Here is a 20954-nt window from a genome sequence, read left to right on the forward strand (position 1 = left end):
TTATTTTGTTCATATCGATTTCTTCTTCTGGCTTTTATCTTAAGGTCATGTCTGAACTATGTTTTTTTTGTATGCAGTTGTTTTAGTCGAGAAAAGTCTGATCGGTGATTCATTGTCTGATTTGTGGCACTCTTTGTCTGAAAGGATGAAATGTGCCGCTGTTTGGATAATATTGCCTCCTTTTGTTGCCTGCTAAACGCTTTATTTGCAAAAAAAGATTATAGAATAATGAAAAAGAAGATTCTTTTAGTATTTACGATTCTATCTGTAATTCCAAATTTGTATGCTATGGAATCAATGACAGGACAACCGGTTAAGAAAACAAGAAGTGCGACTTTTGTCTATGAGAAAGAGAAAGCGTGGGAACCGGCAGGCGATGGCGTTACCCGGCAGATTATGGGTTATGACGGGCAGGCGATGTTGGTGAAAGTTAAATTTGAGAAGGGTGCAATAGGTACTCCCCATACTCATTATCATACACAGGTAACTTATGTGGTGAGTGGAAAATTTGAGTTTACCGTAGGAGATGAGAAGCAGATAGTGGCTGCCGGGGATGGTATTTACATAGAACCGGATGTTATGCATGGTTGTGTATGTTTGGAGGCAGGTGTGCTTATTGATAGTTTTGCTCCGATGCGCGCTGATTTTCTGGTTAAATCTGAACCTTGAATAGGTAGTAAAACTGTCCGGTTTGTGGCATGTATTGTTTCAGAACACAATTTGTACACCTGTCGGATATTCGGTGGGCAGGCTTTGTGCTTCCATGCTTCTTACATTTGCAATGTTTTTACTAAAAGTATTAATTATTTATTTAATCAAAAATCTGTTTATTTATGAGAAACAAAGTTTGGTTATTGGCGTTAACTTTGTTAGTCGTGTATTCGGGCAGGATCTCGGGAAATGATAATCATTCTCGATCAGCTTTGGTTGCACAACAAGTTAGCAAAAAAGTTGTGACCGGTGTCGTATCGGACGATATGGGCCCCGTGATAGGTGCAACGGTCTCGGTGAAAGGAACCACAAACGGTGTAGTGACTGATTTGGACGGGAATTTCAAACTGACTGTGCCGGTAGGTGCTACTCTTGTGATTTCCTTTATCGGCTATGAAGATAAGGAGATTGTTTATAAGGGAGAGTCTCAGTTAAACGTGAAATTGAGTGAAAATGTGACTGCCTTGGAAGAGGTGCAGGTCATTGCGTATGGTAGCACTAAAAAAGTGACTATCACAGGTGCTCTCTCATCGGTGAAATCGGATGAAATTATGAAATCTCCGGTTGGAAGTATCGCGAATGCTCTTAGCGGAAAAGTGCCGGGTTTATCTAGCGTGCAGTCTAGTGGACAACCGGGTGCGGACGATGCGACGATATACGTACGTGGTGTTGGTTCTTTGTCTACTAATCTGTCTTCTCCTTTATGTCTGGTAGATGGTGTTGAGCGTTCTTTCTCTCAATTGGATCCCAATGAAGTAGAAGACATTACCGTGTTGAAAGATGCTTCGGCTACAGCTGTATTCGGAGTACGTGGTGCAAATGGTGTGATATTGGTGACTACCAAGCGCGGAAGTGAAGGTAAAGCAAAGGTTTCTTTTTCTACTAGCGCAGCCTTGCAGTTGCCTACCCGTATTCCCGATTTTGCTAACAGTTACGATTATGCAAACGCTTTTAATAATGCGCAGTTGCGTGATGGAGTTTTGGAGGAAAATTTGACGTTTACTCCCGAAATGCTGGAAGCTTTTCGTACACATAGCAATCCGATAATGTATGCTGATACGGACTGGGCAGATATGGTGATTAAAAATTCGGCATGGCAGACACAACACAATTTTAATATATCAGGCGGTTCCAAGCGTGTTAAGTATTTTGCATCGTTAGGTATCTATACGCAAGATGGTCTTTTTAATATGTTTGATACGGGCGATTATGATTCCGGTTTCAAATATAATCGATACAATTACCGTGTCAATATGGATGTAGATGTAACGAAAACAACATCTATGAAGATTAATTTGGGCGGACGACTGACAGATAGGCGGGAACCCAATTATGACAATGGTAACAGTAAGACTGTGGAATATCTTTTTAGAGATGTTTATTGGACTCCGCCTTTTGCCGGACCGGGTATCGTGGATGGAAAATGGGTCACTCTCAATGAAACATTGTATGGAGGTTTTGGAAAAATATACGATGCTCTTAACTCTTATTACGGAAAAGGTTACAATACGACCGCTAATAATGTAATTAATTTCGACTTTTCTTTGCAGCAAAAACTGGATATGGTAACTAAAGGACTGAAAGCGCATATCAAAGGTGCGTATAATAGTGGAGCCACCATTAAGAAAAGACGTGAGGGACGTACAGCAAGATATGAAGCTTTTCCGGGTGAGGATGGGGAGATTTTATTAAAAAAGACTCAGGAAACAACTACATTATCATATGATGAAAGTACTGGTCAATCTCGTGATTGGTATCTGGAGGCTGCGTTGAACTATTCGCGTAAGTTCGGTCATCACAACGTGTCGGCTCTGGCTATGTACAATCAGTCGATGAAGTATTATTATTCCGATAAGCAGTTTCCCGGAATTCCTCGTAGTTACGTAGGACTTGTGGGACGTGCTACCTACGATTATAAGACTCGTTATATGGTGGATTTCAGTGTTGGCTATAATGGTTCCGAGAATTTTGCTGAAGGAAAACGTTTTGGATTTTTTCCTGCAGGTTCTGCCGGCTGGATTTTGTCCGAAGAAAAATTCATGTCACCTTTGAAGCCTTATCTTAGCTATATGAAAGTGCGTGCTTCTTATGGTATTGTGGGTAATGACAGGGTATCCGATGGTTCACGTTTCCTTTATTTGCCTGATTCCTATATTATCAGTTCAGGTAATTATGGATTCGGTTCATCCAATGATTATAAGTTACCCGGGGCTATCGAGTCCAAAATTGGTAATCCGAATGTAACTTGGGAAACGGCTTCTAAACAGAACTATGGTGTCGATATGCATTTCTTTGATGGTCATTTAAAAACCTCTTTTGACTATTTCGTTGAACATCGTAAAGACATCTTGCTTACTCGTAAGTTGGACCCGGGCTATTTGGCAGTGAAGTTACCTACAGTGAATATGGGTAAGGTAGACAATAAGGGTTTTGAAGTTACGGCCCGATGGGAAGATAAAATTCAGAATGTGAACTATTATGTAGGCACAAGCTGGTCGTATGCAAAAAATAAGATAATTTTCCAAGATGAAATACCTCAACCCTATGAGTGGATGGAGCAAACCGGACGTCCTGTAGGGCAACAGTTCGGATACGTTACCGACGGCTTTTTCTCTCAAGAAGATGTAGAAAAGTATGCGGTTAATAAAGGTACGGAAGGAGGTATTCCCGATCATAATTTTTCACCTAAGGCAGGTGATGTGAAGTATAGGGATTTGAACGGCGATTACAAGATAGATGACAAAGATGTGGCTGCTATCGGATATCCTAAATATCCGTTGCTGACAGGTAACATGTCATTGGGATTTTCCTGGAATGGTCTTGATTTCAGTATGGTATGGTCCGGAGCATTCAAGACTTCTCGTCTGGTAAGTAGCTTTTATCGTGTTCCGTTTGATACGACAAACAATCGTGCTTTGTTGAGCTATATGATAAAGGATGCCTGGACACCGGAGAAAGGCAACTCTTCCACTGCTCCCGCCATTTCTTTCGGAGCTAGTAAGGCTAACAATTATAGAGATTCCGATTTATGGTTGCGTGATGCTTCTTACGTTCGTCTGAAAAATATAGAACTAGGGTATTCTTTTCCTAAAAAACTGGTGAAGAAAATGCATTTGGGAACATTACGACTTTCGGTATCCGGATACAACTTGCTTACATTCGACGATATGGGATTCTGTGACCCGGAAAGTAATCCGGATGGTCAAGCTTATCCTTTGATAAAAGTGGTGAATTTCGGTTTGAAGGTAGGATTTTAATAAAAGAAAAAGATTATGAAACAGATAAAGAGACACTTCCATGTCATAATAGTAATGTTGGGACTGATAACGACGATCTCTTGTGAAGATTTAGCATTTGGAGATAAATTCCTGCAAAAGCCGCCCAGCACGGATGTGACGATTGATACGGTTTTTTCTACTGCCGAATATGCGCGTAGAGTTTTATGGTATACTTATCAGTATCTTCCTTACGGACTGGAAACAACCGGATATTGGACAACAATGTATTTGTCTAATATCGAAGCTTTGACAGATTTATGTCAGTCTAGTATTTATTATTCCGGAGCGAATACAGTGTATTATACGGGAGATTATAATGCGAGCAAAGAAAATGCTCCTCGTGTTTTGAAAACCAGTGCTACTAAACTTCGTTTTAATGATAGTGAGAGTCACATGTGGGCAGCCATTCGGCACGCTTGGCTTGTTGTGGAGAATATTGATCGTGTTCCAGATATGGATCCGGCAGAAAAAGAACGTTTGAAGGCGGAAGCCAAGACGATTGTAGCGATTTACTATACGCATATGTTACGCCATTATGGTGCTTTACCTATTGTGGATAAAGTTATTGCACCTGATGAAGCAAGTTTTCCTGCCAGAGCTACTTTGGATGATACTGTGAAGTTTATTCTTCGTATTTTGCAAGAAGCTATTGATTGCCCGCATTTCCCATGGAACATTTCTCCTTCCGATTTAGCCAACTGGGACGGGCGAATCACTAAAGCAGGGGCCATGGGATTGAAAGCCAGACTACTGCTTTTTGTGGCAAGTCCTCTGTTCAATAATGAGGAACCTTATTATCCGGGCGAAGCTACAGATCATAAAATGACATGGTTTGGTGATTATGACCATGAGCGTTGGGGGGCTGCAGTTAAAGCTTGTGAAGATTTCTTTAGGGCTTTGGACGAAAATCATTTTTATAAATTGGTGGAGAAGGATGACGTTACTCCGAATGAATATCGTTACGCGTTTCGTGCCGCTTATTTCGATCGTGGAACCACTGAAACTTTAATTCCCGTTCACCGGAATATATATAAGGCTAATAGCAATTCATTACCGAATCAAGCAATCCGCTGGGGAGCCTATAATCCGACAAAGGAGTATTTTGATATGTTTCAAACAGCGGATGGTGAGGATTTTGACTGGAACAATGAAGAACATCGCCGGAATCCTTTTGTCAATAGAGATCCGCGTTTAAGCGAAACATTTATTTTGGATGGAGATATATTTCAGGGTAGAACAGCTGGAGTTACTGATGAAAATCCGGCGGATAAGGTTAATTATCCAAAAGGTCGAGATTGGGGAGTTGGTCAGGTAACTGTTAAAAGTTTGTTAACTGGCGTTTCTTGTCGCAAATGGGGACTGGACCGTGCCGGTGAATATAACAATCACGTGATTCAATGGCCTCATTTGCGTATTGCCGAGCTCTATCTTAGTTATGCCGAAGCTTTGAATGAATACCATAAAGCTCCTAATGATTTGGCCTACTTTTATGTGAATAAAGTGCGTGAACGCGTAGGAATGAAAGGGCTGAAAAGGGGGTTGAACCGAGAACAATTCAGAGCTGCCGTACTTCGCGAACGTGCTTGTGAATTCGGTTTTGAAGAGGTTCGTTATTTCGACCTGATTCGTTGGAGAATGGATGAGAAATTCTCTACACCTCTGCATGGATTGCATGTTTATAAAAATAAAAATGACCAGTCCTATATATGTGAAGAGTTTCCTCTGTTGGGAACCGAAGGCAGCCGTTATTGGTGGGAGCCCGGAAACTATTCACGTAAATGGTATTTGAGCGCTTTCCCTCAAAACGAAGTAAACAAAGGGTATGGCTTGGTACAAAATCCGGGTTGGGAATAAAATTTATGAAAAACATAGATGAAAAATAATATGAGTAAAAAACTTAATATAATATTGGCCGGTATGTTTTGTTCTGCGAGTGTAATGGCGCAAACAGATACATTGACGGCTCACAGGGATAATGTGACTGTGGATTTCGGACGGAATATCGTTCACGATATGAAAGAAGCGACCGGTGCTGTTTCTGTGGTTGGCAGCGGAACGCTTTCTCATAAAAGAAGTATTAATCCCGGCAATCAATTGTTCGGAACATTGCCTGGCTTGCAAGTATTACAAAACTCCGGTGCAGCATGGGAGGACGGTCCTGCCATGTATATACGAGGGCTGGGCACAACGAACTCTAAGAATCCGCTGGTGTTGGTGGATGGTTTCGAGCGTTCTATCAAGGAATTGTCATCAGAAGAAATAGAGTCAGTCAGTGTGCTAAAGGATGCTGTGGCTACAAGTATATATGGTATTCGGGGAGCCAACGGGGTGATTCTCGTAAAGACCAAACGTGGTTCCATGACGGCTCCTCAGATTGATTTCTCATATGAGTTTAATGTCGCTACGCCGAATCGTTTGCCGGACTTTGCAGATGGTTATACATACGCGTCGGCACTCAATGAAGCCTTGGTAAACGATGGTTCGCTTCCACGTTATTCTACTGCAGAGCTTGATGCGTTCAAGAATCAGACTTATCCGCTGTTCTATCCCAATGTAGACTGGATGGATGAGGCTTTGCGAGGTGCCAGCTACGGTGATAATGTCTCTTTCTCCGCTAGGGGAGGCGGTAAATTTGTCCGTTATTATACGATGTTGAACTTTTTGGATAATCGTGGTATTTTGCAACCGACGGGCGACAATGACGGATATTCAACACAACTTAAATATTCCCGGTTGAATATTCGTACCAACTTAGATATTGAAGTTTCACCTACTACTACCGTACAATTGAACTTGCTCGGAAACTTTACTGAGCACAATCGTCCCGGAACAACATCCGATGATTTGTTTGATATGCTATATCAGACACCTTCCGGTGCTTTTCCAATAAAGACAGAAAAAGGAATCTGGGGAGGTACTACCGTGTATGGAAACAATCCGATAGCTGCCATTTCTGCCAAAGGGTATGCACGTTCACAAACTCGTGCGTTATTTGCTGACATACATTTGAAACAGGATTTCTCTTTCTTGTTGCCCGGATTATCAGCCGGTTTTAAAGTAGCTTTGGATAATTCGGCCTCTTATTGGGACAGCAATACGAAGAATTACGCTTATGGTTCGGCTTCAATCGACATGACAACGGGAGCAAAAACATTCAAAGAACTTCGTAAAGAAGGTACACTTGCCTTCTCAAAGAGTGTCGGTTCTGTATTAACGCATTTTAATTTAGAGGCTTATGCCAATTATATGAAGAATTTCGGGAAGCATGCTCTGAACGCCACTTTCATGTATGCCATGGATAAAACGAATTCGAAAGGAAGGAATACCGGGCGTGCTTTCATGGATGTAATCGGACAAGTTCATTACACATATAATAATCGTTACTTGGTAGATTTTTCTCTCTCCGGTTCTGCTTCCAGTATTCTTGACCCGGACAAACGTTGGGGTATATTTCCCGCTATAGGTGCCGGCTGGATATTGTCGGAAGAGGACTTTTTGAAACAAGATTGGCTGAATTTCTTGAAATTGAGAGCTTCTTATGGTGTATCGGGACGTGCTGATTATGGCGTCAATTTGTTCCGCGATATTTACGGTGGTGGAAATTCATATTATTTCAAGGATTCTCCGACTTCGATGTCGGGCATGAAACTTAATCAGTTAGCTATAGATGGTTTCACTTACGAAAAGTCTCATAAACTGAATGTGGGGATTGACTTCAAAGCATGGAACAAACTTTCGTTGTCATTGGATGCTTTTTATGACCATCGTACGGATATTTTAGTGGAAGGCGGAAATGCGATTTCTTCGGTATTTGGAGTTTCTGTTCCAAAGCTAAATAATGGTGTGGTAGATAACAGAGGCATTGAAGCTTCTCTTGGTTGGGATGATAAAGTCTCGGATTTCTCTTATCACTTGGGAGGGCAATTCTCGTTTGTACGCAATAAGATTATTAATCAGAATGAAGAATATCGCCCGTATGATTATCAGAAACGCACCGGAGGTTCTTTGGGACAGATTTTTGGTTATGAGGTAACAGGTATTTATCAGTCTCAGGAAGAAATTGATAATCGTGAAGTGAAACAATATCTAGGGGATGTACGTCCGGGTGACTTGATGTTCAAGGATCAGAATGGAGATAAAAGAATTGATACATACGATCAGGTAGCGTTGGGATATAATTCTGTTTGTCCGGAAATCTATTATTCGCTTGACTTGGGCGCTGAATACAAAGGTATAGGTGTTTATGCATTGTTCCAGGGAGTTGGCAATTATAGTGAGATACTGGATACTCGTAGTGTATATCGTCCGATAGTCAGTAATAATACCATATCCGATTATTATTATAAGAATCGTTGGAGTGAGACAAATCCTTCCGGAACACTTCCCCGGTTGAGCTATTCGGGCTCTCCCAATAACTATAATAACAACTCGTTGTGGGTGGCCGATGCTTCTTATCTGAAGTTGAGAACGTTGGAACTGTATTATAAACTTCCGTCTAATTTGATGAAGAAAACTAAATTCCTGGGTGGGGCGAAAGTCTTTATGCGTGCACACGATCTTTTCTGTATTGATAGCATTGATATCCAAGATCCGGAAGCTGTGGGTGCTGTCCATCCTACCATGACTCAATATACATTCGGGTTTAATTTGTCTTTTTAAAAAATGATCATATGAAATTAATAAATAAATATATAACATTACTCTTGTCATTAAGTCTATTTACGGCTTGTGATTTCATGGATTGTGACGAATCGGACAACTATTCTTTGGAACAAATCGAAGAAAGTTATGCACGAGTAAAGCAATTTGTGACGAATGTTTACAGTTATTTGCCGAGTAATTTTTGTAATCTTGACGGAGCTATGCAGGATGCGGCTACGGATGATGCAATTCATGTGTATGAAAGCTCAGGCATTCAGCGTTTTGTCAATGGAACATGGTCAGCCAACTACACGGTGGATGATAAGTATGCTCACTATTATGATGGTATACATGATGCAAACTTCTTTCTGGAAAACTTAACCAATTTGAAATTTGAAGATTGGCAGTATGGCGATGATTATGAAAATTGGATGAAAGAGTATGCGAACTTTGAATATGAAGTTCGTTTCTTACGCGCTTTCTTCTATTTTGAGTTAGTAAAGCGTTATCAGAATGTTCCGTTGATAGAAAAAGTATTGACTATGCAGGAGGCAAACAATGTCGAACAAATGTCATCTGATGTAATTTTTAAATTTATTATATCCGAATGTACGGAAGCCGCCAAAGTGTTACCGACTACCTATGCGGGATATAAGGAAAAGGAGACCGGACGTATTACCAAAGGAGCGGCTTTGGCTTTGAAAGCCCGTGCAGCTTTATATGCAGCAAGTCGTTTATTTAATCCGAATGGTGATAAGGACAAGTGGATTGCGGCGGCAGAAGCGGCTTATGAAATTATCGGTGATCAAACCGCTTTGGGGTATGGATTGGATAAGAATTTTTCCAATTTATTTGGTCCGGAGAATAATAAGAGTAAAGAGGTAATCCTTGTGCGTCCTACCGGAAGTAACAACTCTTTTGAAGCTGCGAATTTCCCTATGGGAGTAAAGGGGGGAAAGACTTCCACTTGCCCGACGGAAAATCTTGCAAGCGCGTTTGAAATGAAGACTGGAATTCCTTTTGACTGGAACGACGAGAACATGAGAAAGAATCCTTATGAGAAAAGAGATCCTCGTTTTTATATGACGATTGTTCACAATAACATGAAATGGCCAGCTGATAAAAACGTAGAGATATGGGAAGGAGGAGCAAATGGTCTTCCGCTCCCTAATGCCACCTCTACTGGTTATTATCTTTGTAAATATGTGAATAAGTCTATCAGCTTTGAACCAGGTGCTCCTACAGCGCAAGCTCATCACAACTGGGTGTTGTTCCGATATGCGGAAGTATTGCTGAACTATGCCGAGGCTATGGTCAATGCTTATGGTGAAAACGGTTTGGAATATACAACAGAGAAATGTGGGATGACGGCTTTACAGGCTGTAAATCGTGTACGTAACAGAGAAGGGGTGAAAATGCCCGCTCTTCCTGCCACGTTGTCTCCTGACGAGTTCTTGAAGCGATTGAAGAATGAGCGCAGAGTAGAACTGGCTTTTGAAGGACATCGCTTTTGGGATGTTCGCCGTTGGAAAGAACTTGATGAGACGGAAAATATTTACGGTGTGAAGGTGACGAAGGCCGGAGCAGAAATGAATTATGAGAAGAGCCGGATAAATACGAATGTGGTTGAAGATAGAATGTATTTTTATCCGATAGCTAATACTGAACTTTTCAAGAATAAGAAGTTGGTTCAAAATCCGGGCTGGGAATAATGGTATATCAACTGGTTTAAGGGATAGCAGGTCGCTATATCTTCTTTGTAAGAAAGCGGCCTGTTATTAAAAAAGTAAAACTTAAAAAGAATAATGATGAAGAATCTGTTTAAAATATGTCTGTTAGCAGGAGTTGGATTTCTGGTTTCCTGTGGTGATGAAAAAGGTGACTATGTAAAACCTGTTTCTAAAATAGATGCAGAAACTCCTATCAATGCGCTTCCTGATAATTCCAATGCAGAAGTAAGCGGTGTACAGTGGAAGTTGGAATTTAGTGACGAGTTTAATGATTCCCGTGTCGATTTTAATAAATGGACTATAAATAATGATACGAAAACTCGTACTCCACGCCCTGCTTTAGGTATTAAGGAATGGTTCCACAAACCGGAAAATGTAAGGGAAGTTCAGAATGAAGACGGCGGTATGCTTGTTTTGGAAGCAAAAAAGATAGGAACTGATGTTATGTATTGCAGTTCGGTAAATACCCGGGATAAATATTTTATGAATTACGGGTATGCTGAGGTACGTGTTAAGGTAGCCGATACAAATAAGGCGGTACATACGGCCTTCTGGTTTCAGTCTCCTGATGTGAATTTGGTAGATGGAACAGGTAACGATGGCGCCGAGATAGACGTTTTCGAATCGGCTTTTGTAGAGGATAAGACCGCATCGACTATTCATATTGACGGATATGGCGATGAACATCAGGAAAATTCAAAGCGCTATCCGGCAGCAGGTCTGCATGGTAGTTTCCATGTTTGGGGAATGTTATGGGACGAGAATCAGATCAAAATCTATTATGACGGAGAGTTGAAGGCTGAATTCAGCAAAGAGGGTGGTGAAGAAAAATGGATTTCGAGAACCAAGGAATATGTGCAGCTTTCCACAGGAGCCTCATGGGCTAATGAAGGAGATTTCAAGAGCGCACCTGCCGATTCGCATCTGACCAATGCTTGCGTGGATTATATACGTATATGGACATTAGATACTAAGTAATAAATTTAAGGTAAATAGATTATTAGGATGAACGTGAAAGTTATATTTTATGCAAGTTTGCTGATGCTCTGCTCGTGTGTAAAGGAAAAAGAGACGGCAATTATGGTAAAGAATGGTTTTGAGCGGGCAGAACAGCAATTGTCCGCTCAATTGCAAAACATTCCCGAACCGACGGAATATCCCCGTACGATCAACAAGCAAGGAACGTTGAAGACAACAAAAAAGAATGATTGGACAGAAGGGTTTTATCCGGGTTGCTTGTGGTATGTATATGAGTACAATAAGTCGGAAGACTGGAAGCAGGCAGCAATCAAGTGGACCGAGGCACTTGAACCTTTGAAAAAGTTGACCAATCATCATGACATCGGTTTTCTTATGTATTGTAGTTTCGGGAATGCCTATCGTCTGACAGGCAATGAGGCTTATAAAGAAATTCTGGTAGAATCTGCCCGTTCACTGTGCACGCGTTTCAATGAAAAAACGGGTGCTATAAAGTCGTGGAATTACAGGAAAGCTTGGAATGGTAAAGATGAATGGTTCTATCCTGTAATCATCGACAATATGATGAACTTGGAACTTCTGTACTTTGCGACGAAGGTGACAGGCGACTCTTGTTTTGCCAATGTGGCCAACAAGCATGCTGAGACGACGATAAAGAATCAGTTCCGTGAAGACTATAGTAATTATCATGTGGTAAACTATGATGAAGAGACGGGAAAAGTGCTTCACAGAGCCACTTGTCAGGGATTCTCGGACAATTCGGCTTGGGCACGTGGTCAGGCATGGGCTATCTATGGTTATACGATGGCTTATCGTGAGACTAAAAGGCAGGATTTTCTGGATATGGCTGTTCATACTGCCGACTTTTGGCTGAATCATCCTAATCTGCCTGAAGACGGAGTACCATACTGGGACTTTAATGCAGGGCAGGAAGGGTATGTTCCTGATTGGAATTATGTTCCTCAAATGTTTGAAGAAATGCCGCGTGATGCTTCGGCAGCGGCAATTACAGCTTCTGCATTTTTAGAACTTTCGGATTATGTTGAAGGAGGAGAGAAATATGCACAAGCTGCGGAGCACATTTTGCAGACTTTTTCATCACCTACTTATTTGGCTGAGAAAGGTACAAACTGTAATTTTATATTAAAGCATAGTGTGGGAAGCATTCCTCATGGTCAGGAAATTGACGTTCCTTTGGTATATGCGGATTATTATTATTTGGAAGCCTTATTGAGATATAACAGTAAACAGTAGAAATTAATGCTATGAAAATTTTAGGAAAGGTACTTTCTGGAGTAGTATGCGCTTTTCTACCTGTTGCCTTGTTGGCGCAGCAGGTAGAAAAGTCTGATGTTATTGCAGGTATAGCTCATGAACGGGAAACCGGAATTCCTTATTGGCAGGATATACAGACTGTATCAGTAAACAGAGAAGCTCCCCGGACGGCATTTATGACTTACGATGCTCGTGAAGACGCATTAACAGGTAAGTATGAAAAGAGCAGATATTATAAGTTGCTGAACGGCATCTGGAAGTTTTATTATTCCGATTCTCATCGTAAGCTGCCAGCTGATGTTGTAGATGTGAAAGCGGATGTGAAAGGATGGAGTGAAATTCAAGTTCCGGGAAACTGGGAAATTCAAGGTTATGGGATACCTGTCTATACCAATCATGGTTATGAGTTCAAGGCAAGCAACCCGCAACCACCACAGTTACCGGCGGATATACCGACAGGTGTTTACCGGCGGGAATTTGAAGTGTCGAAAGATTGGTTATCCCGCGACGTTTATTTGCATATTGCCGGAGCCAAGTCGGGGGTTTATGTATATATCAACGGGAAAGAAGTGGGATATAATGAAGACTCAAAGAATCCGGCAGAATTTCTGATCAATAAATACGTGTATGAGGGAACGAATACGCTGGTGTTGAAAATACTTCGCTGGAGCACAGGGTCTTATCTGGAATGTCAGGACTTTTGGCGTTTGAGCGGTATAGAGCGTGATGTCTTTTTGTATGCGCAGCCAAAGACCGCAATTAAAGATTTCAGGATTATTTCCACATTGGACGATACGTACGAAAACGGATTGTTTGAATTGGCTGTTGATGTGAGGAACAATAGGGCTGTCGGCAAGGAAGTGTCAGTATCTTACGAACTTTTGGATGCTGGCGGTAAACAAGTTGCAAGTGCAGCGAGAAAAGTACCGATGGAAGGCAACGCGCTGCAGACAGTCTCTTTTGAAAAGAGTTTGCCTGCCGTGAAAACATGGACTTCCGAAATGCCGAATCTTTATAAGTTATTGATAACCCTGAAAGAAGGGGAAACAGTGACGGAAATAGTCCCTTTCAATGTCGGTTTCCGCCGTGTTGAGATTAAAGAAAGCAAACTGCTGGCTAAAAACGGAAAACCGTATGTCTTGCTTTTTATTAATGGGCAGCCGTTGAAACTGAAAGGAGTGAATATTCATGAACACGATGAAAAGACCGGTCATTATCTGACGGAGGAACTGATGCGGAAAGATTTTGAACTGATGAAACAGAACAATATAAATACCGTGCGCCTTTGCCATTATCCTCAGGACCGTCGCTTCTATGAACTTTGTGACGAATACGGGTTATATGTATATGATGAAGCGAATATTGAATCTCATGGAATGTATTATGATTTGCGTAAAGGCGGAAGTTTGGGGAATAATCCCGAATGGTTGAAGCCGCATTTGTATCGTACGATAAATATGTACGAGCGTAATAAGAACTATCCCTCCCTGACATTTTGGTCGTTGGGGAATGAGGCGGGTAACGGTTATAATTTCTATCAGACTTATTTGTGGCTCAAAGACAAAGATAAGAAACTGATGGATCGTCCTGTCAATTATGAGCGTGCGCAGTGGGAATGGAATTCGGATATGTATGTACCTCAATATCCTAGTGCCGAGTGGCTGAGATATATAGGTGAGACAGGTTCCGATCGTCCTGTCGTTCCTTCGGAATACTCTCATGCTATGGGAAATTCCAGTGGAAACTTATGGGATCAGTGGAAAGAAATTTATAAATATCCTAATCTTCAAGGTGGATATATCTGGGACTGGGTGGATCAGGGCATATTGAAAAAGGATAAAGACGGAAATGAATACTGGGCTTATGGTGGTGATTATGGAGTCGATATGCCGAGTGACGGGAATTTTTGTTGTAATGGTCTGGTCGGTCCTGATCGCAAACCTCATCCGGCGTTGGCGGAAGTAAAGTATGCGCATCAGAATGTGGCTTTTGAAGCTGTCGATTTGAAAACAGGCAGATATAAGGTTATCAATCGTTTTTATTTCACGAATCTGAAAAAGTACGATATCAGGTATGAATTACAGGCTAACGGCAGTGCAGTTAAAAAAGGTAAAATAGCTTTAGAGGTAAATCCGCAAACTGCGGCTGAGTTTACTATTCCGGTTGTAGTGACGGTCGGTAAACCCGGAGTAGAGTACTTCGTACGTTTCAGTGTGGTGACCAGACAGGCTGAACCGCTAATCCCGATCGGACATGAGATTGCCCAAGAACAGTTTCGTTTGCCGTTGGAAATGAAAAAAGACTCTTATGAGACATCCGGAAAAGTGTTGGAATGGAAAGCGGAGAATGGAAAGGTTATAGTATCTTCATCGGAAGTTTATTTTGAATTTGATAAAGTTACCGGCATGGTTACCTCCTATAAGGTAAATGGAACCGAGTATTTTGACAAAGCTTTCGGGGTGCAGCCGAATTTCTGGCGTGCGCCCAATGATAATGATTATGGCAGCAGTAACCCCAAGCGTTTGCAGATATGGAAAGAGTCGAGTCGTGGCTTCAAGGTGAGTGATACGGCTGTTAGACAAGAAGGTGAGACGATGCTGATGTCTGTTACGTATGACCTGCCTGCCGGTAACCAATATCTGATAACTTACAGGATATATAGAGACGGAGTGGTCAATGTGAATGTTAAGTTTACGCCGACCAACCGTGAAGCAGAAAAGACGGAGGTGTTGGAGGATACCAATCTGGCAACTTTTACTCCGGGCAAGAAAGCGAAAAAGAAGGATGTGCTTGAAGTGCCCCGTATCGGAGTTCGTTTCCGTATTCCGCACGTAATGAACAGAGTAGAGTACTACGGACGTGGGCCCGTAGAAAATTACATAGATCGCAATGCCGGTTCTATGGTGGGAAGATATAAGACGAGTGCTGACGATATGTATGTCAATTATGTTCGTCCGCAGGAGAATGGACATCGTACTGATACGCGGTGGGTATCCTTTACGAATACTGTGGGGAGAGGTTTGCTGGTTCTTGCGGAAAAGACTGTCGGTTTCAATGCGTTGCGGAATACGGTAGAGGATTTTGACTCCGAAGAATCTTCTCATCCTTATCAATGGCGGAATCGTTCTCCGAAAGAAATTGCCGGCAAGAATGAGGCGGAAGCAAAGAACGTGCTTCGCAGGATGACCCATGTCAATGATATCGTTCCGCGTGACTTTGTGGAAGTATGTATTGATATGAAACAGCAGGGAGTGGCTGGCTATGATAGTTGGGGAGCTAAAGTGCAACCCGGTTATACCATTCCCGCCAATAAAGATTATGTATGGGGCTTTACATTGATTCCGGTGAGAAATGCGGGGGATGTAAACAAATCGCTCCGTTACACTTACTAAAGAAAAATACCATGATTCAGATGAGATATTTATGTTGTGTTCTTTGGGTAGCGGTCCTGGGAGGTTTGTCTTTCAGAGCAAACGCATACACAGAACGTAATATGTTGCAGAAAATGACTGATAAAGCTATATTGGGAGATGTGTTAGTTATGAAACAGGCGTGGGTGCCTTATCCTGCATATACAGATCGTATGGCATGGGACGCTCTGACGGGATCCAACAAACAATATCTCATCGAAGAGGGTGAGAAACTATTAGCCTACAAATGGCAGTTGACTCCCGCTACTGCTTATTTGGAGTTCGAACGTACCGGCAACCGTAAGGTTATGGAAGAATCCTATATGGCTAACCGGCAGGCATTGAATACGTTAATGCTTGCCGAACTGGCTGAAGGTAAAGGACGCTTTATTGACCAGTTGCTGAATGGGGCATATATGAGTTGTGAAATGACTTCATGGGTGCAATCGGCCCATCTGTCCAGTCAAAGCAGCAAACGTTCTTTTCCGGACTTTCGCGAACATATCATTGATCTCGGAGCCGGTGGCTATGGAGCGTTGATGGCATGGGTGCACTATTTTTTCCGTGCCCCGTTTGATAAGATCAATCCCGTAGTCTCTTTGCAAATGCGTAAAGTGATAAAAGAACGTGTGCTCGATCCTTATATGAACGATGATAAGATGTGGTGGATGGCTTTTGACCGGAAGCCCGGAGGAATCATAAATAACTGGAATCCTTGGTGCAATTCTAACGTCTTACAATGTTTTTTATTACTTGAAGACGATAAGGACAGACTGGCTGAGGCAGTATATCGTTCCATGAAATCAGTTGATAAATTCATCAATTATGTAAAAGCGGACGGAGCTTGCGAAGAAGGAAACTCGTATTGGGAGCATGCGGCCGGTAAACTTTATGATTATCTTCAGATTCTGTCGGATGGTACCGGAGGCAAAATATCTTTATTTCATGAACCAATGATTCGCCGAATGGGAGAATATATATCACGTTCTTATGTAGGTAACGGATGGGTAGTCAACTTTGCCGATGCTTCAGCGCGGGGCGGTGGTGATGCTATGTTGATATACCGTTTTGGTAAAGCGGTAAACAGTGATGAAATGATGGGCTTTGCTGCTTATTTATTAAAAGACAAAAAAACGTATGTGACAATGGGCAATGATGCTTTCCGCTCTCTCCAGTCTTTACTTTCCGGCAATGGACTGTTGAAGGTGATTCCGAAACATGATGCGCCGGATGTGACATGGTATCCCGAAACGGAATTCTGTCATATGAAGAACGAGAACGGAATGTTTGTCGCTGTTAAAGGCGGATTTAATAATGAAAGCCACAATCATAATGATGCAGGAACCTTTTCTTTGTATGTAAACACGATTCCGGTGTTGATTGATACCGGAGTGGGAACCTACACCAGAAAGACTTTCAGTGGAGAACGATACACTATTTGGACTATGCAAAGCAACTATCATAATCTGCCCATGATTAATAATGTTCCACAAAAATTTGGTCAGAATTATAAGGCTACCAATACGGTTTGCAATGAGAAAAAACGTTTCTTCTCCACTGATATAGCCGCCGCGTATCCGGCAGAAGCCCAAGTGAAGAGTTGGAAGCGTTCCTATAGTCTTGAGAACCATAAACTAAAAATCACAGATGATTATACATTGACTGAGTTTGTGGCATCCAACCGAGTGAACTTTCTGACATGGGGGAATGTAACTTTCCCTTCGGCCGGAAAGATACATATTGAGGTACAGGGACAGAAAGTAGAATTACTGTATCCGGTTCGGTTTGAGGCTGATTTAGAAACAATTGAATTGGATGATCCGCGCCTTTCTACTGTGTGGGGTAAGAAAATCTATCGTATTGTTCTGAAAGATGAAAAGCGGGAGGTATCTGGAAAATATGAATTTACTATAAGTAGGTTTTCTGAGAATATCTGTTCAAATACGCTTTTTCGGGCAAATGTACCAAAATTGTCCCTTAATTGGATTATTTAGGTTGGTCTATTCTGATTGAATGCACTATTTTTGCAATCAGGAAAATTAATCACTTAACAAATAATCCCTGTATTATGAAAACAATTCTTAGCGCATTGGGGCTTTCCCTTTTGATCTTTACGAGTTGCGGTGGGCAAAAAAAGGCTGAAGTAGATTTTATTCAGGACAACATTGACAACGCAGTAGCACAGAACACGATTCAAACGGATATTATTGAGAAATCCGGTAAAATCCTGAATCCGAGAACTATCAACAAAGACGGTAGTATTTCTTATATACCTATTGATGACTGGTGCTCCGGTTTCTTTCCCGGCAGTATATGGCTGACTTATAACCTGACCGGAGATAACAAATGGTTACCGCTGGCCGAAAAATATACAGAAGCACTCGACTCAGTGAAGTATCTGAAATGGCACCATGATGTTGGTTTCATGATTGGATGCAGCTATCTGAACGGTTATCGCATGGCTGACAAGAAAGAATATAAAGACGTGATTGTTGAAACAGCCAAATCACTTTCTACCCGCTTCCGTCCGAATGCTGGTGTCATCCAGTCATGGGATGCTGATAGAGGTTGGCAGGGAACACGCGGATGGAAATGTCCGGTGATTATTGACAATATGATGAATCTTGAATTGTTGTTCGAAGCAACAGCTTTTTCAGGAGATTCCACTTTCTATAATATCGCAGTGAAGCATGCCGACACAACGATGGCACACCATTTCCGCCCGGACAACAGCTGCTATCATGTGGTAGATTATGACCCTGAAACAGGTGAAGTGCGCAAAAGACAAACCGCACAGGGATATGCGAACGAATCATCCTGGGCTCGCGGACAGGCTTGGGCACTCTACGGATATACTACTTGTTATCGCTATACGAAAGATAAGAAATACCTCGATCAGGCACAAAAAGTATATAACTTCATCTTTAATAACAAGAACTTGCCGGAAGACCTCGTTCCTTACTGGGATTACGATGCGCCGAACATCCCGAATGAACCTCGTGATGCTTCCGCAGCCGCCTGTACAGCTTCCGCGCTTTACGAATTGGACGGCTATCTGCCAGGTAACGACTACAAGGCAACTGCCGATAAAGTTATGGAAAGCCTGGGCTCACCTGCCTATCGTGCAGAAGTGGGTACGAATGGTAACTTTATTTTGATGCACTCGGTTGGCAGCATTCCTCACGGTCAGGAAATAGATGTTCCCTTGAACTATGCAGACTATTACTTTCTGGAAGCATTGATGCGCAAAAGAGATTTGGAAAAGAAATAATTATAGATAATGGAATGGTAAACGGTGAACATTGGCTTAAATAGATAGCTTGTTCGCCGTTCGCTGTTCATCATTTTATTGTTTGTAAATTATAATATCACCATGAATAAACCTATAAACCTTTTGCTAGGTGGCTTGACCCTGTTTGCTGCACAAGGTTGCAAGACTCCCAAACAAGTAACGGAACAACCCGAACATCCGAATATTATTTATGTATTCCCCGATCAGTATCGTAATCAAGCGATGGGTTTTTGGAATCAGGATGGATTTCGGGATAAAATAAATTTTGAAGCAGATCCCGTGCGTACTCCTAATTTAGATGCGTTCGCACGTGAATCTATGGTTTTGTCTTCGGCTCAGAGTAATTGTCCGTTGAGTAGCCCTCATCGCGGAATGTTACTTACGGGTATGTATCCTAACCGGAGCGGTGTACCTCTGAATTGTAATTCCACACGTCCGATCAGTTCTTTGCGTGAGGATGCTGAATGTATCGGCGACGTTTTCAGCAAGGCTGGCTATGATTGTGCTTATTTCGGTAAACTGCATGCCGACTTTCCGACCCCCAACGATCCCGAACATCCGGGACAATACGTAGAGTCCAGACGGCCGGCATGGGATGCTTATACACCGAAAGAGCGTCGCCATGGATTCAATTACTGGTATTCTTACGGTACGTTTGATGAACATAAGAATCCTCATTATTGGGATACAGATGGCAAAAGACATGACCCGAAAGAATGGTCGCCTTTGCACGAATCGGGAAAAGTCGTTTCTTATCTGAAGAACGAAGGTAACGTACGCGATACAAAGAAGCCTTTTTTTATAATGGTGGGCATGAATCCGCCGCATAGCCCGTATCGTTCTTTAGATGACTGTGAAGAGCAGGACTTTGACCTTTATAAGAATAAACCATTGGACAGCCTGTTGATTCGCCCGAACGTAGACCTGAAGATGAAGAAAGCGGAATCTGCCCGTTATTATTTTGCTTCCGTGACAGGAGTTGACCGCGCTTTCGGTCAGATTTTGGAGACATTGAAGGATATGGGACTGGATAAGAACACTGTTGTTATCTTTGCTTCCGATCATGGCGAAACGATGTGTAGCCAGCGTACTGATGACCCGAAAAACTCTCCTTATTCCGAATCAATGAATATTCCGTTCATTGTTCGTTTCCCAGGTAAGATTCAGCCGAGAGTAGACAATCTGCTACTGTCGTCACCGGATATTATGCCTACCGTACTTGGATTGTGCGGCTTGGGTGATTCTATTCCGGCAGAAGTGCAAGGCCGTAACTTTGCCCCTCTTTTCTTCGATGAAAAGGCGGAAATTGTTCGTCCTACAGGCGCATTGTATATCCAAAATTTAGACGGTGAAAAGGATGAAAATGGATTGGTACAGACTTATTTCCCTTCTTCAAGAGGTATTAAGACATCGCAATATACATTGGCTTTATATATTGACCGTAACACGAAACAACTGAAGAAGAGTCTTTTGTTCGATGACCTGAAAGATCCTTATCAGTTACACAATCTGCCTTTGGAAGAAAATAAGGAAGTAGTGGAGCAACTTTATCGTGAAATGGGAGCTATGCTGAAAGAAATTAATGACCCTTGGTATTCCGAAAAGATTTTATCTGACAGGATTCCTTATTGATTAGATA

10 protein-coding genes and 1 pseudogene are annotated in these 20954 nt (G+C 42.0%); all 11 read left to right on the forward strand.

The window, feature by feature from the left end:
• The first annotated feature begins 288 nt into the window (after window positions 1-288).
• Window positions 289-669 carry a cupin domain-containing protein gene (locus HC965_RS06025; protein WP_223854752.1) on the forward strand — a complete coding sequence of 127 codons (381 nt, stop codon included), beginning with the start codon at window positions 289-291 and terminating at the stop codon, window positions 667-669.
• A gap of 164 nt (window positions 670-833) precedes the next feature.
• A complete protein-coding gene (locus HC965_RS06030; protein ID WP_191030606.1) occupies window positions 834-3968 on the forward strand; it encodes a TonB-dependent receptor in 3135 nt (1044 codons plus the stop codon).
• A 15-nt stretch (window positions 3969-3983) separates the two neighbouring features.
• Window positions 3984-5843: a RagB/SusD family nutrient uptake outer membrane protein gene (locus HC965_RS06035; protein WP_191030607.1), complete on the forward strand. Its 1860-nt coding sequence runs from the start codon at window positions 3984-3986 to the stop codon at window positions 5841-5843.
• Window positions 5844-5873: 30 nt separating this feature from the next.
• Window positions 5874-8648, forward strand: coding sequence for a SusC/RagA family TonB-linked outer membrane protein (locus tag HC965_RS06040; protein ID WP_191030608.1), 2775 nt, complete (start codon window positions 5874-5876; stop codon window positions 8646-8648).
• Window positions 8649-8659: 11 nt separating this feature from the next.
• The gene (locus HC965_RS06045; protein WP_191030609.1) at window positions 8660-10342 is read left to right on the forward strand and encodes a RagB/SusD family nutrient uptake outer membrane protein; all 1683 of its coding nucleotides are present in this window, start codon (window positions 8660-8662) and stop codon (window positions 10340-10342) included.
• Between the two features lie 93 nt (window positions 10343-10435).
• Window positions 10436-11338, forward strand: a complete 903-nt coding sequence (locus tag HC965_RS06050) for a family 16 glycosylhydrolase (RefSeq protein WP_191030610.1) — start codon at window positions 10436-10438, stop codon at window positions 11336-11338.
• Window positions 11339-11365: 27 nt separating this feature from the next.
• A complete protein-coding gene (locus HC965_RS06055; protein WP_191030611.1) occupies window positions 11366-12592 on the forward strand; it encodes a glycoside hydrolase family 88 protein in 1227 nt (408 codons plus the stop codon).
• Between the two features lie 11 nt (window positions 12593-12603).
• Window positions 12604-16005 (forward strand): glycoside hydrolase family 2 TIM barrel-domain containing protein, encoded by a 3402-nt coding sequence (locus HC965_RS06060; protein ID WP_191030612.1) that lies wholly within the window; start codon window positions 12604-12606, stop codon window positions 16003-16005.
• Window positions 16006-16016: 11 nt separating this feature from the next.
• Window positions 16017-17942: pseudogene (locus HC965_RS06065) on the forward strand (heparinase II/III family protein); the annotation flags it as partial.
• Between the two features lie 149 nt (window positions 17943-18091).
• Window positions 18092-19294: a glycoside hydrolase family 88 protein gene (locus HC965_RS06070; RefSeq protein ID WP_191030614.1), complete on the forward strand. Its 1203-nt coding sequence runs from the start codon at window positions 18092-18094 to the stop codon at window positions 19292-19294.
• A gap of 102 nt (window positions 19295-19396) precedes the next feature.
• Complete coding sequence (locus HC965_RS06075) at window positions 19397-20947, forward strand: sulfatase (protein ID WP_191030615.1); 1551 nt, start codon at window positions 19397-19399, stop codon at window positions 20945-20947.
• Window positions 20948-20954 lie beyond the last annotated feature (7 nt).

Source organism: Bacteroides sp. GM023, assembly GCF_014750685.1.
Taxonomy (GTDB): Bacteria; Bacteroidota; Bacteroidia; order Bacteroidales; family Bacteroidaceae; genus Bacteroides.